The organism is Streptomyces sp. AC602_WCS936, from assembly GCF_019049125.1.
GTDB lineage: Bacteria > Actinomycetota > Actinomycetes > Streptomycetales > Streptomycetaceae > Streptomyces.
Map to the genome: position 1 here is coordinate 200,756 of NZ_JAGMUF010000021.1, position 26,768 is coordinate 227,523.

26 protein-coding genes and 1 pseudogene are annotated in these 26,768 nt (G+C 69.1%); 11 read left to right on the plus strand and 16 right to left on the minus strand.

Features of this window, described 5'->3' with window-relative positions; genetic code table 11:
- The first annotated feature begins 19 nt into the window (after positions 1 to 19).
- From KUM03_RS10895 to KUM03_RS10905, 3 genes and pseudogenes are all read left to right on the plus strand, one after another.
- The gene (locus KUM03_RS10895; protein WP_217246824.1) at positions 20 to 1,435 is read left to right on the plus strand and encodes an MFS transporter; all 1,416 of its coding nucleotides are present in this window, start codon (positions 20 to 22) and stop codon (positions 1,433 to 1,435) included.
- 130 nt (positions 1,436 to 1,565) lie between these two features.
- Complete coding sequence (locus tag KUM03_RS10900; RefSeq protein ID WP_217246825.1) at positions 1,566 to 2,126, plus strand: glycoside hydrolase family 25 protein; 561 nt, start codon at positions 1,566 to 1,568, stop codon at positions 2,124 to 2,126.
- A 101-nt stretch (positions 2,127 to 2,227) separates the two neighbouring features.
- Positions 2,228 to 3,027, plus strand: a pseudogene (locus tag KUM03_RS10905) (helix-turn-helix domain-containing protein).
- On the opposite strand, the gene KUM03_RS10910 reads toward KUM03_RS10905, so the two are convergent.
- Positions 3,024 to 3,701 carry a response regulator transcription factor gene (locus tag KUM03_RS10910; protein WP_308406291.1) on the minus strand — a complete coding sequence of 226 codons (678 nt, stop codon included), beginning with the start codon at positions 3,699 to 3,701 and terminating at the stop codon, positions 3,024 to 3,026. The pseudogene KUM03_RS10905 and the gene KUM03_RS10910 sit on opposite strands and share 4 nt — an antisense overlap.
- Before the next feature lie 378 nt (positions 3,702 to 4,079).
- Here KUM03_RS10910 and KUM03_RS10915 point away from each other — a divergent pair, with 378 nt between their 5' ends.
- Positions 4,080 to 4,751, plus strand: a complete 672-nt coding sequence (locus tag KUM03_RS10915; protein WP_217246827.1) for a ScbR family autoregulator-binding transcription factor — start codon at positions 4,080 to 4,082, stop codon at positions 4,749 to 4,751.
- Positions 4,752 to 4,985: 234 nt separating this feature from the next.
- Positions 4,986 to 6,122, plus strand: coding sequence for a cytochrome P450 (locus KUM03_RS10920; protein ID WP_217246828.1), 1,137 nt, complete (start codon positions 4,986 to 4,988; stop codon positions 6,120 to 6,122).
- A 68-nt stretch (positions 6,123 to 6,190) separates the two neighbouring features.
- Here the strand turns inward: KUM03_RS10920 and KUM03_RS10925 are convergent, their stop codons facing one another.
- Both KUM03_RS10925 and KUM03_RS10930 read right to left on the minus strand, forming a co-directional pair.
- Positions 6,191 to 7,057: an NAD(P)H-binding protein gene (locus KUM03_RS10925; RefSeq protein ID WP_217246829.1), complete on the minus strand. Its 867-nt coding sequence runs from the start codon at positions 7,055 to 7,057 to the stop codon at positions 6,191 to 6,193.
- The gene (locus tag KUM03_RS10930) at positions 7,054 to 7,923 is read right to left on the minus strand and encodes a ScbA/BarX family gamma-butyrolactone biosynthesis protein (RefSeq protein WP_217246830.1); all 870 of its coding nucleotides are present in this window, start codon (positions 7,921 to 7,923) and stop codon (positions 7,054 to 7,056) included. Before KUM03_RS10930 ends, KUM03_RS10925 begins: the two co-directional genes overlap by 4 nt.
- 348 nt (positions 7,924 to 8,271) lie before the next feature.
- Between KUM03_RS10930 and KUM03_RS10935 the strand changes: the two genes are divergently transcribed.
- Complete coding sequence (locus tag KUM03_RS10935; protein ID WP_217246870.1) at positions 8,272 to 8,937, plus strand: ScbR family autoregulator-binding transcription factor; 666 nt, start codon at positions 8,272 to 8,274, stop codon at positions 8,935 to 8,937.
- Between the two features lie 128 nt (positions 8,938 to 9,065).
- Here KUM03_RS10935 and KUM03_RS10940 read toward each other — a convergent pair whose 3' ends face one another.
- Complete coding sequence (locus tag KUM03_RS10940) at positions 9,066 to 10,274, minus strand: MFS transporter (RefSeq protein WP_217246831.1); 1,209 nt, start codon at positions 10,272 to 10,274, stop codon at positions 9,066 to 9,068.
- Between the two features lie 64 nt (positions 10,275 to 10,338).
- On the opposite strand from KUM03_RS10940, the gene KUM03_RS10945 reads away from it, so the two are divergent.
- On the plus strand, positions 10,339 to 10,764 hold the full coding sequence (locus tag KUM03_RS10945) for a MerR family transcriptional regulator (protein ID WP_217246832.1): 426 nt from the start codon (positions 10,339 to 10,341) through the stop codon (positions 10,762 to 10,764).
- On the opposite strand, the gene KUM03_RS10950 is transcribed toward KUM03_RS10945, so the two are convergent.
- From KUM03_RS10950 to KUM03_RS10995, 10 genes are all read right to left on the minus strand, one after another.
- Positions 10,728 to 11,642, minus strand: coding sequence for a fumarylacetoacetate (FAA) hydrolase (locus KUM03_RS10950; RefSeq protein ID WP_217246833.1), 915 nt, complete (start codon positions 11,640 to 11,642; stop codon positions 10,728 to 10,730). The genes KUM03_RS10945 and KUM03_RS10950 overlap by 37 nt on opposite strands.
- Positions 11,643 to 11,725: 83 nt before the next feature.
- Complete coding sequence (locus tag KUM03_RS10955) at positions 11,726 to 13,030, minus strand: pyridoxal phosphate-dependent aminotransferase (RefSeq protein ID WP_217246834.1); 1,305 nt, start codon at positions 13,028 to 13,030, stop codon at positions 11,726 to 11,728.
- A 69-nt stretch (positions 13,031 to 13,099) separates the two neighbouring features.
- Positions 13,100 to 14,752: an AMP-binding protein gene (locus KUM03_RS10960; protein ID WP_217246835.1), complete on the minus strand. Its 1,653-nt coding sequence runs from the start codon at positions 14,750 to 14,752 to the stop codon at positions 13,100 to 13,102.
- A complete protein-coding gene (locus KUM03_RS10965) occupies positions 14,749 to 15,867 on the minus strand; it encodes a Glu/Leu/Phe/Val dehydrogenase dimerization domain-containing protein (protein WP_217246836.1) in 1,119 nt (372 codons plus the stop codon). The genes KUM03_RS10960 and KUM03_RS10965 overlap by 4 nt, the downstream gene beginning before the upstream one ends.
- A 56-nt stretch (positions 15,868 to 15,923) precedes the next feature.
- Positions 15,924 to 16,487 carry a gamma-glutamyl-gamma-aminobutyrate hydrolase family protein gene (locus KUM03_RS10970; protein ID WP_217246837.1) on the minus strand — a complete coding sequence of 188 codons (564 nt, stop codon included), beginning with the start codon at positions 16,485 to 16,487 and terminating at the stop codon, positions 15,924 to 15,926.
- 11 nt (positions 16,488 to 16,498) lie between these two features.
- On the minus strand, positions 16,499 to 17,302 hold the full coding sequence (locus KUM03_RS10975; protein ID WP_217246838.1) for an acetylglutamate kinase: 804 nt from the start codon (positions 17,300 to 17,302) through the stop codon (positions 16,499 to 16,501).
- Positions 17,299 to 18,357, minus strand: a complete 1,059-nt coding sequence (gene argC, locus KUM03_RS10980) for an N-acetyl-gamma-glutamyl-phosphate reductase (RefSeq protein ID WP_217246839.1) — start codon at positions 18,355 to 18,357, stop codon at positions 17,299 to 17,301. The genes KUM03_RS10975 and argC overlap by 4 nt, the downstream gene beginning before the upstream one ends.
- Positions 18,354 to 19,181 carry a RimK family alpha-L-glutamate ligase gene (locus KUM03_RS10985; protein WP_308406292.1) on the minus strand — a complete coding sequence of 276 codons (828 nt, stop codon included), beginning with the start codon at positions 19,179 to 19,181 and terminating at the stop codon, positions 18,354 to 18,356. Before KUM03_RS10985 ends, argC begins: the two co-directional genes overlap by 4 nt.
- Positions 19,182 to 19,203: 22 nt before the next feature.
- Positions 19,204 to 19,389 carry a lysine biosynthesis protein LysW gene (locus KUM03_RS10990; protein WP_217246841.1) on the minus strand — a complete coding sequence of 62 codons (186 nt, stop codon included), beginning with the start codon at positions 19,387 to 19,389 and terminating at the stop codon, positions 19,204 to 19,206.
- Positions 19,390 to 19,457: 68 nt separating this feature from the next.
- The gene (locus KUM03_RS10995) at positions 19,458 to 20,612 is read right to left on the minus strand and encodes an isopropylmalate synthase (RefSeq protein WP_217246842.1); all 1,155 of its coding nucleotides are present in this window, start codon (positions 20,610 to 20,612) and stop codon (positions 19,458 to 19,460) included.
- Between the two features lie 292 nt (positions 20,613 to 20,904).
- Between KUM03_RS10995 and KUM03_RS11000 the strand changes: the two genes are divergently transcribed.
- From KUM03_RS11000 to KUM03_RS11010, 3 genes are all read left to right on the plus strand, one after another.
- Entirely contained in the window at positions 20,905 to 22,101 is a 1,197-nt protein-coding gene (locus KUM03_RS11000; RefSeq protein WP_217246843.1) for an acyl-CoA dehydrogenase family protein, read from the plus strand.
- 17 nt (positions 22,102 to 22,118) lie between these two features.
- Positions 22,119 to 23,336, plus strand: coding sequence for an acyl-CoA dehydrogenase family protein (locus tag KUM03_RS11005; RefSeq protein ID WP_217246844.1), 1,218 nt, complete (start codon positions 22,119 to 22,121; stop codon positions 23,334 to 23,336).
- A gap of 128 nt (positions 23,337 to 23,464) precedes the next feature.
- On the plus strand, positions 23,465 to 24,700 hold the full coding sequence (locus tag KUM03_RS11010; protein WP_217246845.1) for an IS701 family transposase: 1,236 nt from the start codon (positions 23,465 to 23,467) through the stop codon (positions 24,698 to 24,700).
- Between the two features lie 186 nt (positions 24,701 to 24,886).
- On the opposite strand, the gene KUM03_RS11015 is transcribed toward KUM03_RS11010, so the two are convergent.
- Positions 24,887 to 25,099, minus strand: a complete 213-nt coding sequence (locus KUM03_RS11015; protein WP_043379704.1) for an EF-hand domain-containing protein — start codon at positions 25,097 to 25,099, stop codon at positions 24,887 to 24,889.
- A gap of 60 nt (positions 25,100 to 25,159) precedes the next feature.
- Complete coding sequence (locus KUM03_RS11020) at positions 25,160 to 26,074, minus strand: MerR family transcriptional regulator (protein ID WP_217246846.1); 915 nt, start codon at positions 26,072 to 26,074, stop codon at positions 25,160 to 25,162.
- 48 nt (positions 26,075 to 26,122) lie between these two features.
- On the opposite strand from KUM03_RS11020, the gene KUM03_RS11025 reads away from it, so the two are divergent.
- Complete coding sequence (locus tag KUM03_RS11025; RefSeq protein WP_217246847.1) at positions 26,123 to 26,761, plus strand: GNAT family N-acetyltransferase; 639 nt, start codon at positions 26,123 to 26,125, stop codon at positions 26,759 to 26,761.
- Positions 26,762 to 26,768: the final 7 nt, after the last annotated feature.

Here is a 26,768-nt window from a genome sequence, read left to right on the forward strand (position 1 = left end):
GCGCGTGAAAGACCGAGCAATGCCCGCACCAGCACCCGGTTCAGCCCAGACCCCCGTCAATCCCCGGTCGCGGGTCCTCATCGCCAGCCTCATCGGCACGACGATCGAGTTCTACGACTTCTACATCTACGCGACCGCCGCCGTACTGGTCTTCCCGAAGCTCTTCTTCCCGAGCAGCGACCCGACCACGGCCCTGCTGTCGTCCTTCGCGGTCTTCGGTGCCGCGATGGTCGCCCGGCCGATCGGCGCCGTCTTCTTCGGGCACCTCGGTGACCGGCTCGGCCGCAAGAAGACGCTGGTGGTCTCCCTCCTGACCATGGGCATCGCCACCTTCCTCATCGGCGTGCTGCCCACCTACGCGCAGGCCGGCTGGATCGCCACCGGGCTGCTGGTGCTGATGCGCCTCGCGCAGGGCTTCGCGCTCGGCGGCGAGTGGAGCGGTGCGGCGCTGGTCGCGACCGAGAACGCCCCCAAGGGCAAGCGCGCCCTGTACGGCACCTTCCCGCAGCTCGGCGCCCCGCTCGGCTTCATCATCGGCAACGGCCTGTTCCTGATCATCGGCGCGCTGCTGCCGTCCGCGGCCGGCGCCGACCCCACCCAGCCGTCCGAGGCCTTCACCAGCTGGGGCTGGCGCATCCCGTTCCTGTTCTCCGCCGTGATGGTCGCGATCGGCCTGTGGGTGCGCTCGCGGCTGGTGGAGTCGGCGGTGTTCGCCAAGACGCAGGAGACCGGGAAGGTGCGCAAGCTGCCGTTGGCCACCGTGGTCCAGGGCCACTGGAAGCAGCTGATCCTCGGCACCTTCATCATGCTGGCGACGTACGTGCTCTTCTACCTGATGACGACGTTCTCGCTGAGCTACGGCCGCACCGCCGAGGACGCCGACGTGCCCGGGCTCGGCTACAGCTACACCACCTTCGTCCTGATGATGATCTTCGGTGTGCTGTTCTTCGCCGTGTTCACGCTGGTCTCCGGCCCGCTCGCGGACAAGTACGGGCGGCGCACCACCCTGATCTGGATCACCGCCGCGATCGTGGTCTTCGGCCTGGTCTGGGTGCCGCTGATCGACCTCGGCACGCTCGGTGTGGTGCTGTGGCTGGTGCTCGGCTTCACACTGATGGGCATGACGTTCGGCCCGATGGGCGCGCTGCTGCCCGAGCTGTTCCCGACCAGCGTGCGCTACACCGGTTCCGGCATCTCGTACAACGTCAGCTCGATCCTCGGCGCGGCCGTCGCGCCGTTCATCGCGGTGGCGCTGTGGGAGGCCGGGGGCGGCTCCCCGTGGCTGGTCGGCGTCTACCTGTCCTCGATGGCGGTACTGACGCTGGTCGCGCTGCTCCTCGGCAAGGAGACCAAGGACGTCTCCCTGGACGAGGGCGAGGCCGCACCGGCCGCCGAGGACACCCCGGCGGCCCCGGCCACCACCTCCGCCCCCTGATCCGACCGGCGTTCACCACCGCCGTACGCCGAACACCCGCGCGCCCTGCGTACGGCCGCCGCCCCCCGGGCATAACAACAACCTCCGCCCCGAAGGCCCACCCGCCCCACCGGCATCCGAGGGAGTCCGCATGCTGCGCGGCATCGACGTCAGCTCGTACCAGTCCTCCAGCTACGACACGGACGGCCTCTCCTTCGTCTTCATCAAGGCGACGGAGGGCCGTTCGTACGTCAACCCCAGACTCGCGGCCCAGACCGAACGCGGCCGCGACGCCGGGCTCGTCGTCGGCTTCTACCACTTCCTGTGGCCCGGCAACCTGACCGCGCAGGCCGAGTACTTCGTCTCCAAGGCGCCCGAGAGGAAGGGCGACATCCTCGCCGTCGACTGGGAGACGACGGGCGAGGGCACCCACGCGAGCAACTCGGAGAAGGACCGGTTCATCCGGAAGGTGAAGGAGCTGCGGCCGGACAACCGGGTCATTCTCTACTGCAACCGGAACTTTTGGCTGAACGTCGACACGACCTCGTACGCCGGTGACGGCCTCTGGATCGCCGACTACGTGTCGGCCGGCAAGCCCCGTATCCAGGCCAAGTGGCGCTTCCACCAGTACACCGACGACCCGGTCGACACGAACGTGGCGGACTTCGACAGCAAGGCCGCGCTGCGGGAGTGGGTCGACGGCGCCTACTAGGTGTATTGATCACGAGCGTTGTCAACGCTGGCGGGGCTTGATCATGACGAAGACCTCCGGTGTGGTGGAGCTGTTCAGGACTGCACCGCACGGAGGTCTGCCTGTCCCACCGTAATGCCCGGCTGACTGTTCACGACAAGCGGCTGCTCCTCGAGCGTGTCCGTGCAGGCCGTCCCGTCGCGCACGTCACAGCCGAGATGGGCATCTCGCGCGTCACGGCCCACAAGTGGGTTCGCCGCTGGAGGTCCGAAGGCGAGCAAGGGCTGCACGACCGCTCGGGCCGGCCCCCGACGACACCGCACCGCACCCCGACGGCGACCGAGGCCCAGGTATGCCGGCTCCGCCGGGACCGCAAGCCCGGGCCCGCACGTCTCGGCCCGATCCTGGGCCTGCCCGCGACCACCCACCGGATCCTGACCCGCCACGGCCTGAACCGTCTGGCCTTCCTGGACCGGCCCACCGGAGAGACCATCCGCCGCTACGAACGCGACCGGCCCGGCGAACTCGTCCACGTCGACGTCAAGAAACTCGGCCGGATCCCCGACGGCGGCGGCCACAAGGTCCTGGGCCGACAAGCCGGCCGCGCCACCCGCAGCAACATGGGCTTCGACTACATCCACTCCGCCGCCGACGACCACACCCGCCTCGCCTACAGCGAGATCTACGGCGACGAGAAGGCCTCCACCTGCGCCACCTTCCTCCGCCGGGCCGCCGCCTTCCTCACCGCCCACGGCATCGACCGCATCGAACGAGTCCTGACCGACCTCGGCGCGGCCGGCAAACTCACCCGCGCCACCTGACAGACTTCCTGCACACCTACAACCACCACCGCTGCCACACCGCACTCGGCGGCCACCCACCGATCACCCGCGTGAACAACGCTGCGGGTCAATACACCTAGGGCCTGTCCGGGCCTGACCGGTCGGCCGCGCCGAGTTGGAAGCCGACGCTCCGGACGGTGAGGATCCATCTGGTCGATCCCAGCTTGCTGCGTAGATTGCAGACATGAGTATCGACCGTCCGCCGGGACCAAGAATCGCCCCACACCTCTTGCATGATTCGCGCGCGGGAGACCACGTCCTGCGGATGTGAAGCCAACAGGTGGAGCAGGTCGAACTCCTTGCGCGTCAGCTCGACATGGCGCCCCGCCACGTACACCTCGCGCGCCTCGGTGTCGATACACAGGCTGCCATGGGTCACGACCCCGTCGGCCGGCCGCTCCCCCGCCAGGCTCACGCGGCGCATGACGGCGTCGATACGGGCCATCAGTTCACGGAAGCCGTACGGCTTGGCCATGTAGTCATCGGCCCCGGCCTGCAGCCCGAGCACCCGGTCGAGCTCGCTGTCCCGGGTGGTGAGCGCGATCACAGGCGTGTCGTCCGCGCCTCGAATGGTCCGGCAGACTTCCAGTCCGTCCAGATCGGGCAGGTCGAGGTCGAGGAGTACGAGATTCGCTTCCCGGTAGGCCCGAAGGGCCTCCGCGCCCGTGTCCACGCTCGTGACGCGGTGGCCGTGGCGCTGGAGGCCGCGAATGAGCGGGGCCGCGTCATGCGGGTCGCTATCGACGACCAGCACACACCACCTCTGGACCCCGCCCGAGTCCACTCGGGGCAAGCCGCGCGGTGCGCGCACCTGGTCGCGCCGCCGCGCAGGCCTGTGACCTGTTCGGCGATGCCGTTTCAACGACTCTGTAGTCCGGGTCATGACTTGCTCCGCCCCCTCCGATCGACGCTCACGTGACCAGTGCCGAGATTAAATACCGCACCGAATGTTCTTGTCAAAGCTGCGACCCTGGAAGTAATGTCCAGCTATGAGGGTTAGGGGTCATTTGCGCCCTGCAGGCCACACACCCTCTGCCGCACTCTCCACCTCCCTAGCTTGCACTTAAGTAATAAAACGGGCTTACAGTGCAGGAGGGTGGCGTTCAAAGATTCATGACGGTACTTATTGTTCATGCTGCCGCCCCCTCCCTCACCGGACCCGGAGTCCGCCGCAAAGAGTTCTCCCCGCCCCTGCTGCAGGCTTCGGACCAAGCAGGAGCGCTCGGCCCGCACCCGCACCACCCTGATCCGCTCAGCTGCCGAGCAGTTCGAGCATCACGGCTTCGAAAGAACCCGCCTGAGCGAGGTGAGCGAGGGGGCAGGGGTAACCAGTGGGGCGCTGTACTTCCACTTCAGCAACAAGCAGGAGCTTGCCGACGCGGTCGAGGCGTCCGCCATCCGCGGCTTCTACCGAGCGGCACGGCACACCCGACGAACGCGGGCCGCAGCCCTCGCGCAGCTGATCGATCTTTCGCACGCCTTCGCCGGACTGCTTCGCGAGGACGTGGTCGCACGCGCCGGCCTACGGCTCAACAGCGACGCGACACCGCGCACCCGCCTCAGCCTGCGCCAGGAATGGCAGGGCTGTGTCCAGCACCTGCTGGTGCGGGCGGCCGAGGAAGGGAGCCTTAGCGACGGCGTTTCCCTTCACACGCTCGGAGAAGTGGTGGTGGCGGCGACAACAGGATTCGCCGTGCTCGGAAGAGACAACGGTGAGTGGGTCTCCCGCGAAACGCTCAGAGACTTCTGGCGGTTCTCGCTTCCCTGCGCGGCCGTGGCCGACGGCAGGCCGGCCACGGACTGAGGAATGACTCCCGCAATCAATGTCCGCATGCTGATATAAGGAGCTGGAGTGACGAGATACCTATTGTAGAGTGCAGTGCCTGACACTAGCAGTTGGCCGACGTCATAAGGGTGTGCCACGTTGGACAGGAATTCTGAAGCACTTATCGCCTGCCCCATCCGACTCGATCCCCGCGGCAGCGATCCGCACGCCGAAATCCGGGACGTCCGACGCCAGGGCCCGTTAACCCGGGTCATGCTCCCCGGCGAGATTCCCGCCTGGTCAGCGACCAGCCAGAACGCCATCAAGGAGTTGCTGACGGACCCACGCGTCTCCAAGGACGCGGAACAGCACTGGCCCGCCTGGATGAGCGGCGAAATACCCGCTGGGTGGCCGCTCTCCCTGTGGGTGTCCGTGCGCAGCATGATCACCGCATACGGCGACGACCACAAGCGTTTGCGCAAACTCGTCGCCAAAGCCTTCACCGCACGCAACGTCACCGGCCTGCGCCCACGCATCGAAGCGATAACGGAATCACTGCTTGATCAGCTCGCCACCACGCCCGCCGGTGCCGTAGTGGATCTACGCAAGAACTTCGCCGCGCGTCTCCCCGCTCAGGTCATCTGCGAGCTCATCGGCATACCTGAAGAAGTACGCGATCGACTGCAGGAAATGATTGGCCTGACGTTCCTCACGTCGATTTCGGCCCGCGAAATGGAAAGCAACACGAACGCTCTCTATTCTTCTTTGGCGGAGCTGGTCGAGGTCCGGCGCATCACCCCGGCGGACGACTTGGTGACTCATCTCATCGCAGCGCGCGACGAACAGGACGGGGCACTCAGTCAGCAGGAGTTGGTGGACACCCTGCTGCTCGTCATCTCCGCGGGCTACGAGACGACGGTGAACCTCCTGGATCACGCCGTGCACTGCCTGCTGCGGCACCCGGACCAGCTGGCTTCGGTATGGGCCGGCCGGGCCGGCTGGGACGACGTGATCGAGGAGACCCTGCGTCTGGAAGGAGCCGGCTTCCACGTACCGCTGCGCTACGCCGTTGAGGACATCGCCATAGGCAGTGTGGTGATCGCCAAGGGAGACCCCATCCTCGTCTCACCGGCCGGCGCGGGACGGGACCCGGAGATCCACGGCGAGAGCGCCGACGAATTCGACGTGACGCGAGTGACGCGACGCGACCACATCGCCTTCGGGCACGGGGTCCACTACTGCCTCGGCGCGCCGCTGGCCCGGCTCGAGGCAGTGGTCGCCGTGCGGGCCCTCTTCGAGCGTTTCCCCGACCTCCGGCTCGCACATCCGGAGAGACGTCTGGCACTCCTGCCCACCTTCATCTCCAATGGCCACCAGGAGCTTCCCGTCCTGCTGGGCGACGTCGACTGAGCAGACCGGCCGAGAGGGCCTCTCCCCGGTGTCTGGAAGGGACGGCCCTCTCGGCCGGCACCGCCGGTTCAGACCCTGAGCGCCGGGCTGCCCTCCTCCGCGAAACAGTGGGCATGGGCCGACGCCCAGACACGGTAGCTGCGCGGTGCGCTGCCGGTGAGCGCGCTCACCGAATCGCTCAGCAGGGACTTCCCGCCGGCCAGTTGGAGGTCCGCGCGCTGTAGCAGCGCGTCGGCCAACGGACGGGAGTGTCGTGCGCGCAGGACGCGCCCGGCCTCGAAGCGGCTCATCTCCCGGAACATCAACGGGCGTCCCAGTACGGCGGAGAGGATGCGCGTCTGCTGACGGGCGGTCAGCGTCTCAGGGCCCGCCAGGGTGTAACACCGTCCACGATGCCCCGGCTCGGTCAGCGCCCGCACGGCCACCGCGGCAACGTCGCGGGGATCGACCGGCGCGTTCGGGGCGTCCCCGTACAGCGCGCTGACGACACCGTGCGAGCGGATGTCCGAGCACCAGGACAGCGTGTTGGACATGAACGCCCTCGGCCGCAGCAACGTCCACGCGATGCCGGATGCACGGACCGCCGCCTCGTTCCGGCGCTGGCGACGGGTCACGGCGTCGTCGACGTCGTCGTCGACCACCGCGGCCGACAGCTTGACCACATGCTCGACTCCGGCACGGCGGGCCGCCTCCAGGAAGCGCTCGTCGTGCGGTTCGGTGAAGTGGTTCGTCACCAGGAACGCGGCACGAACGCCGCACAGCGCGCGTTCGAGGGACGCGGTGTCCCGGTAGTCGCCGCGGACCACCTCGGCGCGTGGTCCGGCCACTGCGCAGCGCCGTGGCTCCCGCGTCATCACGCGCAGCCCGTGCCCGGTGGCGAGCCGCTTCGCCACCTCCCCGCCGACGGTGCCCGTGGCACCGGTGACCAGAATCATCGGGCCCTCTTCGGACAGCGCGCCGTGAGGGTGGCCACGAAGGCCACTTCGCCGTCCTGGCGGCCTTCGACCGTGACCCTCGTCCCGTCCGGTCCGGCCGTGGTCAGGTCCTCCAGCCGGATCCACAGCGGACCCCCGAACTCCGCGTAGCGGTGGAAGGTGTTCGTCCCCGCGCACGCCCTGAAGGCCGCCCGCCCGATCGCCGTATGGGCCGCCTGCCGAGCGGCCTCGATGAGCACCATGCCGGGGATGTGATCCTTGAGCCCCTGGTAGAGCGTGCTGTGCCCGGTGTCCACTCTCAGCTGCCACCGGTCGGCCCGGGCCGTCGGTACCAACAGCACGTCTTCCGGGCGAGTACGGCCGACCCACTGATGCGGGACACCGTTCTCGGGTGGCGGCAGCGGACTCCGCCGCAGACGGTCGCCGCGCACCCGGCAGTACGCCCGCGCGCTGAGTATCTCGATGCGGCTGCTGCCCGTTCCGGCGGTCCGACCATTCCGTCGGACCGTCAGGTCACTGCGCATCCCCGCGAGCCGGCCACCGCGCCGAGTGATCTCGGAGAAGGCCACCTCGATGTCGATCCGGTCTCTCACCTCGACAGCGAGGCATTCCGGGCTGGCCGTATAGTCGAGCGACCGCATCAAGAAGTGACTGTCGAGCGGGACACCGTATGCGGCGTGGCTGAGCAAAATCGTACTCTGACGCATGGATTCCACCAACAGCAGCGGATCGTGCAGGCCGTCCACAGGTCCGAAGAAGCGGTGCGACCGGGGCCAGACCCCGTCGACCCGGAATCGGTCGCCCCCCAGCGACGCCCACGCCGACGGCACGACGTCCTCCGGTCTGACCCGGTGAACCCATTCCATGGGCAGACCCGTACGCGACTCTTCAGCTGTATATGCAGCGCTCGTCACGCTCCACACCCCCACCTGGCTCGGCTGCCCCCCATGAGCAGCGCGCGGTTAAGTTACGTACTCAAAGGTATTTTTCACAACCCACTCTCCCGAGTGATCTGTTTCACTTTCTCGTCGGCAAGCGTTTTCGCAGGTCGGAGGCATCCCGTCCGGTTTCCATGGGGGCGCAACCGTGGGCACATCGGCTGAGGATCGACCCGTACAGAGGGCTCGCATACCGTAGAGACGGAAATCTTTCGCGAGAATTCGTACGCTGACGTCGTTTTTACGACCCAGGGCGTGACGAAGGGCAGGAACACAGTGGCCAAGCAGGATCGATCAGTTCGTACCCGACGGAAGTTGCTGGAGGCAGCAGCGGCGATCTTCGAGCGTCGCGGGTACGAGGCCACCACGGTGAGCGAGATCGCCACCACCGCCGGCACCACCAAGGGGGCCGTCTACTTCCACTTCAACGGCAAGGAAGAGATCGCCCAGATCATCCTCGGCGAACAACAGCAGGACGGGGAGCCCGCGCTCACGCCTCAGCCGGTCAAACTGCAGGAGATCGCCGACTCCGCCATGGTGCTGGCCGAACGTCTGCGGACCAGCCCGCTGGTCCGGGCCAGCATCCGCCTCAGTCTCGACCCACAGGCCGAGGATCTCGACCGTGGCGGCGCGTTCCGTATCTGGTCCGACTTCAACCTGGCCATACTTCAGGAGGCACGCCGGCGGGGCGAGCTGAGGCCCCATGTCGACCTGGCGGCCACCGCCGAGCTCTTCGTGGGGACCTTCGCGGGACTGCAGCAGATGTCGCAGCTGGTCGCCGGGTATGCCGATCTTCCCGAACGCCTGTCGGTGTTCCTGAGAGGCATCATGCCCAGCATCGCGGAGCCCGTCGTCCTCGGAGCCCTGGATCTCAGCGCCCAACGGGGCAAGCACCTCATCGCCACGGCCGAACAGGGATCCGACCCCGAGCCCCGTACATGACGGTGCGAGCCGGAGGAAGGGCCCCGTTCCGACAAACGGAACGGGGCCCTTCCAGGCACCGGGCCTGAGATGATCCGGCGGGGGATTGCGGAGTCAGCTCGCGACGCGGCGCGTTCGACCCCCGGAACTCAGTCGTTGCCGGGACGCTTCGCGGGGAAGGCGTGCCTGCGTGCGGCGACCACCACGAGCAGTACGGGGAGCAGCAGCGCGAGGACGCTCCAGGGGAAGGACTTGGCGCCCAGGCCGTCCAGGAGGATACCGCCCACCGCGCCGCCACCCGCCATGAACGAATTCCAGGTCGTGACCAGCAGCGCCTGCCCCCGGTCGCCGCCGGCGTCGGTGACGGCCGTCTGCAGCAGCGTTGTCACACCGCCCCAGCCCAGCCCCCACAGCACCATCGCGACATAGATGACGATCAGGTTGCCCCCGAGAACGCCCAGCAGGACCGCCGCGACGATGAACAGAGAGGTGCTGGCGATGGTCAGCTGGCGCAGCCTTCGGTCGACCAGGGCTCCGGTGATCAAGATACTCACGACGGAGGCGATACCGAACACCAGGAGGACGGTGTCCCTGGCGTCTCCCACCTCATAGGCGTCAAGGAAGGTGGCGATGTAGGTGTAGAGGACATTGTGGGCCAGCACATACGCCGCGACGACGAACAGCACTGCCACCACACCGGGCAGGGACAGGGCCTTCAGGATCGGTTCACGGGCTCCGGCCCGTTGGCCCGGGTGAGCCGGAACGCTGGCGGAGATCCACACCAGCAGGGCGACGCAGACCACGGCCACCAGGCCGAACGTGAGACGCCAGCCGAAGAGCCCACCCAGGAAGGTACCGACCGGAATGCCCAGGGACAGAGCGAGCGGTACACCGGCCATGGTCAGGGCGATGGCACGGCCCTGGAGGTGGGGCGGGGCCAGCCGGCGTGCGTAGCCCACGAGTTCGGCCCACACCGCGGCCGCCGCCACACCGGCGAGGAGGCGGAACACCATGGTCAGCGCGTAGCTGGACGACACGGCCGTGACGACGTTGGCGACGGCGATGACCGACACCGCCAGGAGCAGGAGGTTCTTGCGCCCCCAGGCGGATGTGACGAAGGACAGCGGGATGGCGGACACCCCTGTGGCGATGGCGTACACCGTCAGCGCCTGGCCCATCATGGCCTCGCTGACCGACATGTCGCGGGCCATCTCGGGAAGCACGCCCGCCGGGAGTGCCTCGGTCAGAATCCCGATGAACGCTGCGGTGGCCAGCGCCAGAAGAGGAGACAGGGGGAGCTTCTGCGTCTTGGCTGCGACGGGGCCGTCGCCCAGCAGCTCTGCTTGGGAAGTTGACATGGCTGTATCCTGAAACCCTCACATTGATGTGAATGTCAAATGGACGCGAAACGGGGTCGTGCACATGCGAATCGGCGAACTCTCCGAGCGCACCGGAACCCCTCGGCGCCTGTTGCGCTATTACGAGGAGCAGGGCCTCCTCGTCCCGGGCCGGTCGCCGAACGGCTACCGGGACTACGCCGAAGGGTGCGTGGACCGGGTGCTGCAGATCCGCGGCCTGCTGGAGGCCGGGTTGCCGACGAGGATCATCAAGCAGATCCTGCCGTGCATCGACGACCCCAGGGCCATCCATGTCTCCGACGCGACGGCAGCGACGATCGCCGTGCTGGAGCGTGAACGGGACCGCATGGCGGACCGGATGGCGTGTCTGTCGCGCAGCCACGAGGCGATCTCTCAGTACCTCGAAGCCGTACGCCGAACGCGGCAGCCCGGAGTGGTGCGGCCGACCAAACCCTACGAGGCCGCCGTGCCCGCGAGCGGAGCCGCTTGACGGCGGTCGTACCGGACCGTGTTGTCGAGCACGACACCGTGGCTGGCCACGTCGATGACCATGCGGTCACCGTCGTCGATGCGGAACCCGTCGTGGTACGTCGCCTTGTCCGCACCGAGGAACAGGTAGTTCACCAGGCCCGGCCGACGCAGCATCGGGTACGAGAACAGGTAGTCGGTCATGTCCGGGAACCGATGGAAGATCGAGTCGGCGCCGCAGGAGAAGTCCCCCTGCCACACCGTCTCGCCCCCACGCTCGACGCTGACCCGGCCGGTCGCCGTCCGGGGCGCAGCGCCGAGAAACAGCCATGGAGTCACGGATGTCTCGCAGAGCTTGGCGTACGGGGTCCAGGCCCAGCGGTTCTCGAGGTGCAGACCGATGTCGTTCAGGTCGTTGCCGAAGGTGTACCCGGCATAGTGCGGGTTCCCCTCGTCGTCGTTGACGTAGACCAGCACGACCTCCGGCTCCTCGAGCAACCAGATCGGATCGGCCGGGGTCGTCAGGGGCTCGCCGGGCATCCGCAGCCACGAGCCGAATCCCTTTATGTAGTAGTTGGGCGGTGTGAACGGCTCGTCCGGCTCCGGGGCCCGGTCGAACTTGGACCGATGAGTTCCCATGAACCCGTTGACGAGGGAGTTGTTCGTGCTCGTCGGCAGCAGCGGCGGCAGGAAACGCAGTTCCGGGTCGCCGGCGCTCACCGAGACGGTCTCCGGGCGCGAGCCGACGTGCTCGACCAGGTCCCGCTCGCCGCTGGCCACGACGGCGGCGAGCAGCTCACCGTCCTCCACGGCGTACAGCGTGTGGGGCTTGCCGGCCTCCGGGATGCCGATCCCGGCGTACCGGCGCCCCTTGTAATCGCATTCGAAAAGGATGGACATGACCGCGGCGACCTCCTGGGTCGTTGTCGTGGACGTACATGGCACGGCCCGGTCAGGGCCGGAGTGCTGGTGGAAGGGGAGGTTCACACCGGCCGATCGTGCTCGAACGGGGCGGCGGACGCTCCGCAGAGTTCACCGAGGACCTCGTCGAGGCGGGTCAACGAGGCCGATATCCAGGGGAGGCGGAGGGGATCGGCAGCGAGCAGTGCCTCGGCACGCTCGGCGTCGCTGTCGCCGTACAGGCGGCTTGTCGCAACCCTGATCCGCAGCGGCCGGGCGTCCTCGCCGAACGCCGTGCCCGCCAGCACCCCCACGCCGTACCGCTCGCTCAGCAGGGCGGTGAGGTCGTCGCTGCCGTCGACGCCGAATGTCTCGACGAGGTGCTCGCGGAGCGGTTCGAAGTCGGGGTAGAGGTAACAGGTCGCCCGTACCGGCGCCAGCTTCGCCCCGATGGCGACGAAACGCTCGGCGACCGCGCGCACGACGGTCTCGTGGAGCCGCCGGGCCGCGGCGATGTGCGCAATCACCTCCGGTGGCTCCCGCAGGGCATAGGCCGCGGCCTCCTGCACGGGTGCCGCGGTCGACGACCAGATCTGACTGGCGACGGCCACCAGCCGGGTGTGAGTCCGCCGCCCCAGGGCGCTGTCGGGGAGGCGCGCGACCCCGATCCGCCAGCCGCCGAGAGCCAGGTTCTTGGTCAGACCGGTGGTGACCACCGTACGCTCGGGGGCGAACATGGCGGGGGACGCCACCCGCTCGGCGGTGCCGAAGACCAGGTCACCGTAGATCTCGTCGGAGACGATGAGCAGATCCAGCTCCCTGGCCACCTCCCCCAGCTGCTCCACGGTCGCCGGCGCGGCGACGGTTCCGGTCGGGTTGTCCGGCAGAGTGACCACCACGCACCTCGGGTCCCGGCCGGCGCCTCGGGCGCGCAGCACTGCCTCGCGCACCGCCGACGGGTCGGGCACTCCCCCCTCCCCGGGACGAGTCCGCACCGGGACCGGCCGGACCCCGGCCAGTTCGGCCTGTGCCGCATAGCTGACCCAGCTCGGGACGGGCACCACCACGTCGCCGCCGATGGCACGCGTCAGCGCGAACAGGAGCGGTTTGCTGCCCGGCCCGCAGACCACGGAGTCAGGGCTCGTGACGAGGCCTCGGCGGGACCAGTAGCCCGCCGCCGCGGCGCGCACCGGCAGGCTCCCGGCCACTGGGCCGTAGGCGTTGAGCCCCGCCGCGGCCGCCAGCCGTTCGCGCAGTGCGGGCAGGACCGGCAGCCCGACCTCCCCGCTGGCCAGGGACAGCACCTGCTCCCCCGCCAGCCTGCGACGGGCCAGCGCCTCATCGGCGGCGAGCGTCGCCGACATGTTCACCGGCGCTGTTTCGGGCATGTTGGACTCCCACGGGACGGTTCGGTGACCACGGCGCTCGCTGCGCCGGGTGGTGGACGGGGTGGCCGGTCAGGGCCCGGCGTACCGCTTTCGAAGTTCGACCTTGCGCACCTTGCCGGTCAGGGTCTTGGGCAAGTCGTCGACCAACTCCAGCCGGTCGGGCAGGAAGCGTTCGTCCTGGTCGAAGTCACGCAGATGACCGCGGATCTCCTCGAGCGTCGGATGGTCCGCCCCGCTGGGGACAACCACACCGAGGATCAGGTCGTCCAGCCGGCCGGTGGGCCCGACGACGGCGGCCTCGGTCACCTTCGGGTGACGGGCGATGATCGCCTCCAGCTCGGCCATCGGTACCACGATGCCGTCGCGCAGGATGGTGTCCTTGGACCGGCCCAGGATTCTGATGCCGCCGCGGCCGTCCTCTCGTGCCACGTCGCCCGTGTCGAACCAGCCGTCCACGGTGAGTTCGGAATCGAAGGCGTCCTGCTGCTTGTAGTAGCCGAGCGCCTGCGAGGCACCGCGCACCCGCAACCGTCCCACCGAAGCCCGTTTGCCGGCGTCGTGGCACTGGTCGATGCGTATCTCCATCGAGTCGATGGGCCGTCCGTGGCTGTGCGCCGCCCAGTCCTGGTTGTAGTCGAGGCGGCTGATGGTGACCGGGCCGAACTCGGACATGCCCCACACCGAGTAGGTGCGCGCGCCGAACGTGTCGCGCAGCTCGTCCACCAGTTCCTGGAGGACCGGTGCCGCGCCGGTGACCGTGTGGCGGAGGCTGGACACATGGTGCCGCTTCGCCTGCTGGGCCGCAGCGACACCGGAGAGCGTGGGCGGCGGCCCGTACAGCAGCGTGGCACCGTAGCGTTCCACCAGGTCCAGCAGACTGGCGTGGTCGGGACCGTCCTGGAAGGCGACCGTCCCACCGAGCATCACCCCGGCGAGGACCCCCTGGCCGAAGCCCGAATAGTGCACCAGTGGCGTCGTGACGGCGGCCACCAGGTCGTCGCGCAGCATGAAGGTGTCCACGTAGCCGCGCACGCCCGAGTGAACCGTGTTCTGGCTGTGCACCACGCCCTTGGAGAAGCCCGTCGTACCCGAGGTGAACAGCACCACGAACGGCTCGTCGGGCCGCAGCTCGCGGCCTTCGAGGTCGCCCATGTGCTGCTTCTCCCAGTGGGCGGAGACGAAGTGGTCGTGGAAGTCGACCGTGCCCGCCGGCGCATGGCCGCCGACCACCACTACGTGTTCCAGGGGGAGTTCGGAGCGCAGGGCGCTCACGGTTTCGGCCAGCGGACAGCCATCCCACTCCGGGAGGGTGATGCACACCCGGGCCTCGGTGAGTGCCAGCCGATGCCGCAGCTCCTGCTCCTGACACACTGGGGCGACCGGGCAGATGACGGCACCGACCGCCATGCAGGCGAACATCAGCGGCACCATCTCCCACCGATTCGGCAGCTGCACGGCGACCACGTCGCCGCGCCGTACGCCCAGTTCGAGCAGAGCACCCGCGAACCGGTCGGACAGCCGCACCAGTTCCGCGTAGTCGAGCGTGTCCGTGCGGGACTCGTCCAGGCGGCGGCCCGCGATGGCGAGCTTGCGCGGCCGTACGCGCGCCTGGTGGCGCAGATCGTCGAGGAAGGTCGCGTCGCGCCACCAGCCCCGCCGCCGGTATTCGGCCATCCGGTCCGCGGCCGAGGCGGTGGCCAGGTAGGAAGCGGTCGTCGTCATCGCAGCAGGTCCTTGCGGCGGGACTCCAGCAGCTCCGGCAGCGGGTCACCGGCGCGTGCGGCGGCGATCTCCAGCAGGTCGCGGGTGTTGCGCCGCACCCGGTCGGCGACCCAGTCGAACACCCATGCCTTGCGCGCCTCGGCCGGGAGACCGAAGGGGACGACGCGAGTGACGGCCAGGGCGGCCGAGCCGGCGCCGCCGATGTTCGCGATCACGCCGGGCACCAGCACGGAGCCGGAGGCCGCGATCTTCTCCCGCGCCTCCTCGGTGGAACAGATGTTGCCGCCTTCGACCACCAGACCGGCGCGCAGCCGGTGCGCGTTCTCTGCGTTGAGCGCGTGCTTCTGTGCCGCGAGGACGAGCAGGTCGGCGTCGACGTCCAGCCAGGCGTCCGGCTCGCCGGTCACGGTGACGTTCTGCGGCAGGCGGGAGTGGTCGATCCGGCCGAACTCGTCGGTGACGGCGATCAGGTCCGCCACCGGCAGCCGGTCGGCGCTGACGGTTCCCTGGACGTCGGCGACGCCCACGACGACATGGCCCCGTTCCTCCAGGAAGGTCGCCACCGCGCGGCCCACCGCGCCGAATCCCTGCACGACGACCCGGGCCGGTCCCTTGCGACCGCTGGCCTCGAGGGCGGCGACCGCGGCTACGCCGACGCCGTGCCCAGTGCAGTCGATCAGTGGCTCGTAGTAGGTGCGCCAGTCGATCGGCATGTCCGGTACGCCCGGACGAAAACGCGGGTCGTAGCCGGCCTCGTCGAAGAACACGGCGCGGTCGGCCGGCGTTACCCCCATGTCGATGCCGAGATGGATGCCGCCGTGCAGCAGTGGCTTCACTGTACGGCCGAACGTGCGGAAGGTGTCCTCACGGTCGCTGCCGTCGGCGACGATGCCGGCCTTGGCACCCCCGATGCGCAGTCCGGCGAGCGTGAACTTCTGGGTCATGTCGCGAGCGAGTCCCGCGACCTCCTCCTCGGTGACCCCGGGGGTCATGCGCGTGCCGCCCATGGCGAGGCCGTCGACGAGTGTGTCGACCACGACCCAGCCCCTGAGTCCGCCGCCGCTGCCGTGCAGGTGGACACTGAAGGCAGGCTTCTGCGATTCCGGATGTGGCATGGTCAAGTCCTTGATCGAGTGTAGGGAAGTGAAGCGGTACACGTAGCGGCGCGTCGTCAGCGGTAGAGATCCGCGAAGCCCCGGAGGATCTCCCGGCCGTCGCTGCGGAACTCCAGATGGGCCTGCGCACCGAGGATCCGGCCGTCGTCAGACCGCAGAAACTCCACGGGCGCGTGCTCTGACCGGCCGATGGATCGGAACCCGGCGGGCGCCCTCCGCAGGTAGAGGGTGTGACGATGGAACACGGTCACGGTCGGTTTGACGTACGTGAAGAGCGGTTCCTCCTTGTCCACCATGACGTCGTGCCCGCCCACCCGCTGCGGGCCTTCCGTCAGACGGCCGCCCGCCGAGACCGCGAGGATCTGCATGCCACCGCAGATGCCGAAGACGGGAACGTCGGCCTCCATCACGAGGTCGGTCAGGGGTTTGTAGTAGTTCTGGTCGAAGGCCCTGACCTTGGTGCCGCTGAGAACGAGGGCCTGGTACCGGCCGTCGATCCGGGACGGCACGGACGCCGCATCGACCGTGTCGGTGTCCGAACCCAGCTCCTCGAGTCGGGCGCGGAGTTGCTTCAGGGAAAGTGTTCCGTTGTTGACAACCAGGACACGAGGTCTGGCCACGTTGATGCTCCTCAGTTTCGTGTGATGACAGTGCCGGTACGAGCGGCGAGCAGGTCGGTGACCGGGGCACTACCGATGACGACCCGCCGCACACCGCCGTCGAGGGCCTCGCCGGCGGCCCGGAGCTTCTTGCGCATACCGCCGGTCGCGCCCTTGTCGCGGAAGCGAGCCACGTCCCCAGCGCCGATCTCGCGAACCGGCCGGCCGTCGATCAGCAGGTGCGCCACGTCCGTGACCAGGATCAGATCGCTCGCCCCGGTGGCCCCGGCGACCGCGGCCGCGGCCCGGTCCGCGTCGGTGTTCACCTCCTGACCCAACTCGTTGCGGGCCAACGGAGTGACCAGGTACGCGTGGCCCGGCCGCTGGTTCTGCAGCGCGGCAGGGTCGACACCCGTGATCGGGCCGACCAGGTTCTCCACCTCGACGAGTTGCTTGTCCTTCCACCAGAGCCGCTCGGCCTCACCCGCCCTGACCAGCCCGTCGCTGCCGAGCAGACGCTCGGTGACGACACCTCGCCGTCCGAGCCGGCCCAGCACGTCCTCGGCCAGTTCGGCGCTGACCCTGCGGATGTCCTCAATGACCTCGGGCGTGGTCCAGCGGCTCTGGTTGCCGTACCGGTCACGCAGCACGGCCGACGGCTCGCTGTAACGGGGGCTGAGCTTCCTCAGTGGCTTCGACCAGCCATGCACCAGCACCAATGGCCGCTCCTGCGCGTGCCGGGCGAGATCGTCCCACCACGCCTCCGCGAGATCCTCCAGGCAGCTGCCGCCCAGTTTCACGACGGTCGGGGTCTGTGTGTGCGGTTCGTGCGTCACGTCGGCATCACCGGCTGCATGGTCAGGCCCGTCTCCTCGGGCAGTCCGAAACGCTTGTTCAGGGCCTGTACCGCCTGCCCGGACGCGCCCTTGACCAGGTTGTCCAGCGCTGCGAGAACGACGATGCGTCCCCCGTCCGGATCGTGCAGCACACTCACGTCGCAGTAGTTGGAACCGACGACGGCCTGCGGGTCGGGGACGGGGATGAGGGTCTCGTTGTTGCGGCGCACCCGTACGAACCTGTGCCCTCTGTAAAAGCGCAGGTAGGCACGCTGCAGTTCACGCCCGTCGACCTCGTCGTCGGTGAACACGTAGGCGCTGGCCAGCAGACCGCGCACATGCGACACCCCGTACGCGGACATGGTCAGCGAGCCGAGGGTGCCGGGCTTGGCGCCCTGGAACCAGTCACCGACCTCCGCCGCGTGCCGGTGCCCGGTGGGGGCGTACGGGGCGATGGCCCCGTTGCGCAGCGGGTGCAGGTCCGGAACGCGTAGCTGCAGGCCGCCACCACTGGATCCGCTCTTGCCGTCCACCACCACAGTCCTGAGGTCGAGGCCGAGCTCGAGGACGAGCGGTGCGAGGCCCAGGGTGATGGCGGTGGCGTAGCATCCGGGCACCGAGATGAGGGGCGCGTACTCGAGCTCGTCCCCGACCAGCTCCGGAACTCCGTACACGAAGCGGTCGGCCAGCTCACCGGACCGCCCGGCCTGGGGGTACCAGCGTTCGTGCAGCTCCGGCGTGCGGATCCGGAAGGCGCCGCTCAGGTCGATCACGCACGGGACGCGGTCGGCGAGCTTGGCCGCCAGCCGGGCGGACACCGGTGCGGGCGTGGCCAGGAAGACGACGTCGCAGCGCTCGACGACACGGTCTGTCACAACCGGTTCCACGGTGAGCCCCAGGTCGAGCCGGAGTCCGGGGTGCAGCTCGGCAGGACGCCGCCCCGCGCTGGAGTTGCCGCCGAGAAAGGTCAGTTCGAGCTCCGGATGCTGGAGCACGAGCCTGATGAGTTCACCGCCGGCCAGCCCGGATGCGCCGACGATTCCTACCCGGATCATATGAGGGCCTCCTGAACGTGGCGGAGGACGGCGGACGTGATGTCCGCATCCGTGGTGGACGCCACGCCGCGCCAGGCCGGAGCGTGGTTGACCTCGTTGACGAGGTAGCCCGACGGGGTCCTGAACAGGTCGATTCCGTAGAGCCCGGCGCCGAGCCGGTCCACCACCCCGTCCACGATCTTGTGCACCTCGGGGTCGTGAGCCAGGGATCGGCTGCGGTTGCCCAGCGCTGCGTTGCTGCGCCAGTCGCCGCCGGCGCTCTCGAATTCCGCCGCGGCCACGATCTCCCGGCCGATGACCAGGCAGCGGATCGAGCCTCCGCCCAGGTACGGCTCCACGAGGCACGCCTGCTCGAACGCGTGGCCGAGGTCCTCGACGTAGTCGTAGACCGAGTGCGCGAGGTCGCGGTCGCGGACCAGCGTGACGCGCTTGCCCATGCCTCCGTAGACGGGCTTGAGCACAACGGGCGTGCCCAGTTGGCTCAGCGCCCTGTCGAAGTCCTTGCGCGACACGGCGAGCCGGAAGTCCGGGACGGGGACACCGGCCTCACGCAGCACAGCGCGCAGCACCAGCTTGTTCTCGCAGGCGTGTATCGCAGCCGCGGAGTTGAGTGTCCGGGTGCCGTCCGCCTCGGCCAGGGTCGCGATCAGCCCGCCACGGGTGTAGCTGCGGCTGCGCACCAGCACGGCGTCGTACTCCGCGAGGGGCGAGGCGCCCGCCTGGCCGAGACACAGGGACTCGTCGTTGATCCAGTCGATGCGCAGGCCCGCGTCCGGCGCCGACCGGATCAGCCGGCGTTCCTCCCAGCCGACGCGGTCAGCCACGACAGCGATGGTGGTGCCCACCTCACTGGCCCCAGTCGCGCAGCTGAACCTCGACCATCGCGAGCGTGAGCTCGCCACCCTGTATGTCCTCGACACGCAGGGTGAGCATGCATTCGGGGCAGGAGAGCGTCTCGCCCTGGATGATCGGCGGGACGGTCAGGTCGGTCTCGCACTCGGGGCAGACACCGGTAAGTGTGGCGGTGGTCATGACTCAACTCCGTTTTCGGGTGAATGTGGTGGGTGGAGGCGGGGCGCTCGGCCCGTGGTGCCGTCGTCTCAGACGGAGGCCTGGAAGTCGATGGCGGCCTTGCGGATCGTGTCGCGGTCCAGCAGCAGCCGGCCTCCCTCCTCCTGGCGCCGCACCAGCCACGGCGTGAACACGTCCAAGTCGACGAACACGCCGGAGTCCTGCAGCGCCCACCTGACGAGCGGCGCGGTGAGGCGGGTGCGGACGCGCACGTCACGACGGTTGCCGACGAGCTCCGCCGGTACGGTCTCGTACGCCTCCGGGTGCGTCAGCTGCCCCGGCAGTTCGTACGCGAAGGCGTGGGGGGCGGTCGGCCCCGACTGGAACGCGTTTCCGAGACGGGCGCCCGTGAGCGCCAGGCGGGAGAGTTCGGTCAGGTGGGACAGGTCGAAGCGGGTATCGCCGTGAATGACCCGCAGGCTCGTGAGCAGCTCGGCCAGTGGCGCATTGCCACCGCGCTCGCCGATGCCGCCGACGGTCGCCGAGATCCAGCGCGCTCCCGCGCGGACCGCCGCAAGCGAATTGGCCACAGCCATGCCCAGCATGTTGTGCGAGTGGATTTCGATCTCGGAGCCGTCTATCGCGGTGAGATCAGCGATCACCTCCTCCATCTGCCAGGGCGACAGGCAGGCAACGGTCTCCGCCAGCCGGAAGCGATCCGCCCCGGCCTCGAATCCCGCGGTGACGTAGGGGACGAGTCTTTCCTTCGGTGTACGGGCGCCGTCCTCGCCGCTGAACGTGACGTGAAAACCGCGTTCCTTGGCCTGCGCAATGGCCGACCTGGCCAGCGTCTGAAGGAATTTGGGGCTGGGTGACCCGAGCTTCAACTTGGCGTGCTGCTCGGAAGTGGGGATGGAATACATGATGTGCCGCACCCCGAGCCGCTCGGCCTCGTCAAGTGCCTTGGCAACCTGCTGACGGTCGCGGACGACCACGAGCGTCATGCTGCGGTCGGGACCAACTGCCTCGTGCGTCGCGAGCACGAGATCGGCGTCCTTGGAACCGGGGCCGGACACCATGCCGACCTCCACCAGCTCGACGCCCGTCTTGACGAGCAGGTCCGCGATCGCCGAGGCGTCCTTGGGGGCGAATTCAACGCCGGCCATGTGCGCGGAGTCCCGCAGGGTGGCATCCGAAAGACGCGGCAGCCGAACCGGGCCGCCTTCTTCACCAGCGAATTGCATTGCTTCCCTCTCTCTTTCCGGAGGCACATTTCACATCTGCCGTCACCGGCCGTTCAAAACCTTGCCCGAACCGTCGAACGAGGTCAACGGTGAGAATGTCAATGCCTGGCACGCAACGTCAACTTGCGCCAAGGCCCTTGACATTGGTCAATCCGGAACCAAGGGCAAGGAAAATACTCGTCCAATGGAGTCCGTTTACCCACGCTTCAGTTAGTGTCGCAACGCGGAATGCCTCCCCCCATATCAGCGATTCCATTCCTGACTCAAGAATCCCGAGAAAGAGGTAGGTATCATGGCGCTTCCAGAGTCACCGCCCCACAACGGCCCGGACACCGGTCCGCTCGCAGAGACTTCGGGCGCCGCGCTCGCGGCGCGGTCCCGCGCGTGGGCCGGCCGCATCGCCTGGCCCAGCACGAGCCGGCGAGACCACGACGGCCGGTGGGACGCGGGCCTCTTCGACGAGCTCGCGACCGCACCACCCGGTCCGGGCTTCGCGGGCCCCCTGGTCCCACGAGCTCTGGGCGGCGCCGCTCTGACCGCGACGGACGCCTGCTTCATGCTCGAAGGGCTCGCCGAAGGATCACGCGACCCCGGGCTGGCCCTCGCCGTGGCCGTGCACGCCGCTCTCGTGACGGTGCCGATACGCGCGTTCGGCACGGCGCGACAGCGGGAGCGCTACCTGCCCCGGATGGCGTCGGGCGAGTGGACCGGAGCGCTGTCGCTGCAGCAGACCCAGGGAACGGCTCACACCCCCACAGTGCACGCGCGTCCCGCCGGTCCCGGGCAGGACGGCTGGATACTCGGCGGCGCTATCGATCTGGTGGCCGGCGCCCCGGTGGCCCACCACTTCCTGATTATCGCGGCGCACGGCGACGGTGCGTGCACAGCCTTCGTCGTGGACCGCGAGACGCCGGGGCTGCTCGTCACGAACGACGGCCCGGCGGCCATGCCTACCTGCCCGTGGGGGCGCCTGGTCCTGGACGACTGCTTCCTCCCGGACGACGCGGTGCTCGGCACCGTGCACGGCGCCTCGGCCGAGGTCGCGCCCCTGCTCGCAGTGCTGGACTGGGTCTTCACCAGCGCCCCCTGGCTCGGCATCATGAGGGCGTTGATCCGGGACTCCGTCAAGGCCGCCCGTGACCGTCGGCTCTTCGGGCGCCCGTTGTCCCACGACCAGTCCGCCCGCTTCGCGCTGGCCGACCTGACCACCCAGAGCGAGCTGGCCGAGGGCCTGCTGCGCCAGGTCGCTTCCCGCTTCGACCACGGCGGCCGGCCGACTCCGCAGGAGGCAGCCACGGCGCGTTTGTTCACGGCGTCCGCTGCCCGGACGGTCGTACAGGGCGCGGCACGTCTGACCGGCCCCCTTCCCCGTTCGGGCGACGGCCTGATCGAGCGGGCACATCGAGATGTCCTGTTCCTCAGCGAGAGCGGCGGCGGCACCGAAGTGCTGCGGCCGGTGATCGCGGCTGCCCTGCTCGGCCTCGGCTGAAACGGGGAGTTCCTGACATGAAAGGCGACCACGACATGACCACGCTGAGCTTCCCGGGCATCGCGGCCCGGGCCGCCGAGACCGACGCCCTTGCCCGAATACCGGCCTCCAACTGGTCGGACCTCGTCGACAGCGGATATCCGAGACTCTTCCATCCACCGGAGATCGGCGGTTCTGGTGCCGACGCGGCCGCCCAGGCACAAGCCATGGATGCACTGGCCCGCGCCTGCTCGAGCACCTACTGGTCGGTGACGGTGTCCGCGCTCCTGTGCGCCAACCTGATCTCGTCGTACGGCAACTCACGCGACCACGAGCATCTGCTTCGCCCGCTCGTCACAGGGGACCGGCTGGCGTGTTTCGGCATCGTGGAACCGACCGCGGGCAGCGACGCCGGCACCTACCGCACCACGGTCCGCCCCTCCGGGGGACCGGACGGCGGCTTCGTCATCCGGGGCGAGAAGTCTCGGATCACCAACGCCCCGACCGCCGACCTGGCCGTCACCCTCGCGCGCCGCGAGGGACACGAGGACGACGGCGGCCCGGAGTGGTGTCTGGCCTTTGTGAACCTGCACCAACCCGGAGTCCACCGCTACGAGACCCCGCACATGGGCCTGCGTGGCATGCCTTGGGGCGGCATCGTCTTCACTGACGCACACATCCCCGAGCAGAACGTGGTCCCGGTGCCGTTCCAGGCGCTCTCCGACGGCATGACCTGGGGTTGGCTCCTGGTGTCCATCGCGGCGATCGCCACTGCCGAATCGGCACTGACCGCTTCCGTCCGCCACGCCCAGCAGCGTGTCTCTTTCGGCCGCCCGCTCGCCCACATGCAAGGAGTCCAGGCCCAACTCGCCGACTCCCAGGCACAGATCGACGCCGCCCGCGTCCTGGCCCGGCGTGCCGTGCACGAGCGTGTGGCGGGCCGGCCGTCCCGGCAGCTGATCGGCATGCTGAAGATCTACGCCACCGAAATGGCAGTGCAGGTGGCGGCACGGGCCGTCCAGATCCACGGCGCGACAGGCGTGACCCAGGGCCATGAGGTGGAACGCCACTACCGTGACGCCCAGATGAACGTCATCGGGGCCTTCGCGTCAAACCGCCTGCGCGAGCAGCTGGCCGAGGGGCTCGGCCTCGGTCCGGCGGTCTACCGTTCGTTCGACTGGCTGGCCCCCACGGGTCTGCGCCACAACCCGGCCGGCCTGGAGGGTCCGCCACGGCCGGTGAGGGCCGTCGCCTGAGCGCTCGACGGACCGTGCTGCGGCAGACGCGGTCGGCGTGCGCGGGTCTCGCGACCGGGCGACGAAGCCGTCTAGTAGTGCTTCGTTACGTCGGGTGATCTCGCCTGGTGGTGGGCAGTTGCTCCGGTATGAGGTTGGGGGAGGTGGAACGGCTCCGGGGTGAGTTATCGGAGTTCGTTGCCGATGTGTTCGCCTCGGTGCCGCGGCGGGACCAGCGGCGGTGGGGTGCCTGTTATCTGCGGGGTCTGATGCTGGACGGACGGCGCAAGTCGATCCAGCCCATGGCCGAGCGGCTGCCGGACGGGAACATGCAGGCCCTGCAGCAGTTCGTGAATCAGTCACCGTGGGATCCGCTTCCCGTCAGGCAGCGGATCGCCCAGCGGCTGACCGAAGTGGTCACGCCCGAGGTCTGGGTGGTCGACGACGTGTCGTTCCCCAAGTGCGGCACCGCGTCGGTGGGTGTGGCCCGTCAGTACTGCGGAGCGGTCGGGAAACGGGCGAACTGCCAGGTCGCGGTCAGCGTCCATGCCGCCACCGACACCGCGTCCTGCCCGCTGAACTGGGAGTTGTATCTGCCGCGTGAGTGGACGGACGAGCCGGGCCGATGCCGCAAGGCGGGAGTGCCCGATCACGTCGCCCACCAGGAGAAGTGGCGTCTGGCGCTCGGCCTGCTGGACACACTCACCGGCTGGCAGTTGAAGGCGCCGGTCGTAGTCGCCGATGCCGGTTACGGCGTCAGCACCCCGTTCCGGCTCGGTCTCGAGGAGCGAGGGCTGGCCTATGTCCTGGCGTTGACCGGGAAAGAAGTCGCTCGCCCGGAGAATGCCCTGCCGCACCAGCCCGACTATGGCGGGCTCGGTCCGCCGACGCTGCCTCGATACCGCACCCCGCCGCATGCCGTCTCGGTCCTCGCGTCGGAGGCCGGTGACGGCCGGTTCACCGAGGTGACCTGGCGCCGCGGCAGCAAGGGCGTGATGACCTCACGGTTCGCGGTACTGACAGTGCGGCCCGCGGGCAAGCAGTCCCTGGCCGTAGCCCAGGAAGCGGGCGGCGGCCGCAACCGGTGGGACGGCGTCCTGCCCGCCCGGACACTCCTGGTCGAATGGCCGGACGGGCAGGACGCTCCGACGGGCTACTGGATATCGAACCTGCCCGTCACCACACCGGTCACCGACCTGGTGCGGTGGGCCAAGATGCGCTGGAGGATCGAGCACGACTACCGCGACCTCAAGCACGGCCTGGGCCTGGACCACTTCGAAGGCCGCACCTGGCGCGGCTGGCACCACCACGTCACCCTTGTCACCGCCGCCCAGGCCTTCCTCACCCTCCGGCGGCTCGACCCAAAAGCCCATATGCCGGCCTGACCCTCTACCAGGTCCTCGACGTCCTCCAGGACCTGCTGAGGTGCTGGACCGGCACCTGCACCACCTGCGGCCGACCACTCACCACACGCAGAATCAGATCCAGAACCTAACGAAGCACTACTAGGGGCAATGTCATCGCCAAGGGGCGCCCGCCCGGTGACCGGACGGGCGCCCCTCGCGGCGTCGCTACTTGTTCAGGTGCGCCCAGAACTCGTCGAACGACAGCACCTTGTCGCCGTCCAGGTCGCGGCCGGCGATGATCGCCTCGGCCACCGACTCGGTGACGTTCCAGTCGCCGCCCTGGGCCAGCGCGGTCTTGAACTCGGCCGCGGTGATGAAGCCGTCACCGTCCGTGTCGATCCGCTCGAACTGCTTGCGTGCTTCCTCGATGTCCGCCACCGGTCCGCCCCTCATTTCCGTGCTCTGCTCGTCCTGTGGACGCGTCTGACGCAGGTCAGATTAGCTGCCCGTGCGAGCGCCCAGTGCGGCGACCACCCACCCGAACTGCTCCTCGTAGGCGGACGGTGGCTCCACGCCGTTCACGACAGCCGACAGTTCCCGGTAGCGCGCGAGGCGGGTGTTGGTCACCGCGGTGAGGCGTTCCCGTACGGCGGCCGGGTCGGCGTCGCCGATGAGTGTGCGCAGAATGCCCGCGGCCCGGGGCGAGTCCGGTGCGACGCCCTCGCTCAGCGCCTCGTCCGCGAGCCGCACCAGACGGCTCACGAACCACATGGAGGAGCCGGCGGGAACGTCCGGCCCCCGGTCGGCGGCGTTGAACTCGATCATCCGGCGCATCGTCGCCCGGAACTCCGGGTCCTGGATTAGCTCGGCCAGCTCCACCCAGGCGTCCACCTGCTCGGGGGTGGGATCGTCCGGCAGGTCGGCCGCGGCGAAGCGCAGGCGGGTGCGGATGTCGGGGTCGGCGGTGTCGATACCCTCGAAGACCTCCGCCATGAAGTCGTCGATAATGCGTCGCCGTTCGGCGGCGGACAGTCGCGCCAGCTTGTTCATCAGGGTCGTCTCCTCTGCGGTCGAGCCACGTCTCGCCACGGTCGACAACACCGCGCGGGTCACCCGCAGCGACCTGATCTGCGCGTCCAGCGCGCTCACGTGGGCCGCCGCCACCTGTGCGACCGTCTCCTCGCCGGCCAGCACGCGGCGTACGGCGTCCAGACCGAGGCCGAGTTCGCGCAGGGTGCGGATCAGCTCCAGGCGGGCCACGGAGGCGGCGTCGTAGAGGCGGTAGCCGCCCGTGGAACGGGTCACCGGGGGCAGGGCGCCCTCGTCGGACCAGTAGCGGATGGTGCGCACCGTCAGTCCGGTGGCGCGGGCCAGCTCGCCGATGGTCATCAGTACGGTGCCGTCGTCGTTCACGTGTGTGAGCCTGGGCCTTCCAGTGGGTGGAGACTCAAGGAGCGCGGTGTGGCGGAGAGCCTGCGGGACATTCTGGAGGCGGCGGGGCGGGGTGTCTTCCCGGTGGCGGACGGCGGGATCACCGTGGTGCCGCAGCACGGCGACCGGGACGCGGGGGTGATCGCGTTCACGGCGCACTCGGTCGTCTTCACGGACGAGGAGGAGGGGTGGGTGCGCGAGACGCTGGGGGCGCTGCGGTGCGATCCCCTCGCCGCGGCCATGAATTCCCGGTTCCTGAGCGCCTTCGGGGAGCGGGCCGGGCGGACCAACGACACGATCGACGTGCTGCTGACCGGCGCTCCGCTGCCGGGCCGGCCGGAGGTGGTGCTGGAGGAGGTCGGCGATCCCGGGCATCCCCGGGTGGTCTCGGCGGGCAGGCGGCGCGACGGGGTGCGGGTGTGGGCGGCGGACGGCGGGGTGCTGGTGCTGGGCCGCGGGGTCGCCGGGCGGCTGGAGGCCGCGGTGGAGGTGGCGGAGGGGGCGCGGCACCGGGGGCTGGGGCGGCGCCTGGTGGCGGCGGCGCGGCAACTGGCCGGGGGTGAGCCGGTGTGGGCTCAGGTCGCGGCGGGGAACGCCCGCGGTCTGCGGGCGTTCCAGGCGGCGGATTACCGGCCGGTGGGATCGGAGGCGCTGTTCGTCCGCCCGTGAGCGGTGC

What these genes read in the sequence shown, in the direction of transcription:
- KUM03_RS10895 (WP_217246824.1), top strand. Translation starts at nt 20, where the DNA reads ATGCCCGCACCAGCACCCGGTTCAGCCCAGACCCCCGTCAATCCCCGG.
- KUM03_RS10900 (WP_217246825.1), top strand. Translation starts at nt 1,566, where the DNA reads ATGCTGCGCGGCATCGACGTCAGCTCGTACCAGTCCTCCAGCTACGAC.
- KUM03_RS10915 (WP_217246827.1), top strand. Translation starts at nt 4,080, where the DNA reads ATGCTGCCGCCCCCTCCCTCACCGGACCCGGAGTCCGCCGCAAAGAGT.
- KUM03_RS10920 (WP_217246828.1), top strand. Translation starts at nt 4,986, where the DNA reads ATGCTCCCCGGCGAGATTCCCGCCTGGTCAGCGACCAGCCAGAACGCC.
- KUM03_RS10925 (WP_217246829.1), bottom strand. Translation starts at nt 7,057, where the DNA reads ATGATTCTGGTCACCGGTGCCACGGGCACCGTCGGCGGGGAGGTGGCG.
- KUM03_RS10930 (WP_217246830.1), bottom strand. Translation starts at nt 7,923, where the DNA reads ATGGAATGGGTTCACCGGGTCAGACCGGAGGACGTCGTGCCGTCGGCG.
- KUM03_RS10940 (WP_217246831.1), bottom strand. Translation starts at nt 10,274, where the DNA reads ATGTCAACTTCCCAAGCAGAGCTGCTGGGCGACGGCCCCGTCGCAGCC.
- KUM03_RS10945 (WP_217246832.1), top strand. Translation starts at nt 10,339, where the DNA reads ATGCGAATCGGCGAACTCTCCGAGCGCACCGGAACCCCTCGGCGCCTG.
- KUM03_RS10950 (WP_217246833.1), bottom strand. Translation starts at nt 11,642, where the DNA reads ATGTCCATCCTTTTCGAATGCGATTACAAGGGGCGCCGGTACGCCGGG.
- KUM03_RS10955 (WP_217246834.1), bottom strand. Translation starts at nt 13,030, where the DNA reads ATGCCCGAAACAGCGCCGGTGAACATGTCGGCGACGCTCGCCGCCGAT.
- KUM03_RS10960 (WP_217246835.1), bottom strand. Translation starts at nt 14,752, where the DNA reads ATGACGACGACCGCTTCCTACCTGGCCACCGCCTCGGCCGCGGACCGG.
- KUM03_RS10965 (WP_217246836.1), bottom strand. Translation starts at nt 15,867, where the DNA reads ATGCCACATCCGGAATCGCAGAAGCCTGCCTTCAGTGTCCACCTGCAC.
- argC (WP_217246839.1), bottom strand. Translation starts at nt 18,357, where the DNA reads ATGATCCGGGTAGGAATCGTCGGCGCATCCGGGCTGGCCGGCGGTGAA.
- KUM03_RS10990 (WP_217246841.1), bottom strand. Translation starts at nt 19,389, where the DNA reads ATGACCACCGCCACACTTACCGGTGTCTGCCCCGAGTGCGAGACCGAC.
- KUM03_RS10995 (WP_217246842.1), bottom strand. Translation starts at nt 20,612, where the DNA reads ATGCAATTCGCTGGTGAAGAAGGCGGCCCGGTTCGGCTGCCGCGTCTT.
- KUM03_RS11000 (WP_217246843.1), top strand. Translation starts at nt 20,905, where the DNA reads ATGGCGCTTCCAGAGTCACCGCCCCACAACGGCCCGGACACCGGTCCG.
- KUM03_RS11005 (WP_217246844.1), top strand. Translation starts at nt 22,119, where the DNA reads ATGAAAGGCGACCACGACATGACCACGCTGAGCTTCCCGGGCATCGCG.
- KUM03_RS11010 (WP_217246845.1), top strand. Translation starts at nt 23,465, where the DNA reads ATGAGGTTGGGGGAGGTGGAACGGCTCCGGGGTGAGTTATCGGAGTTC.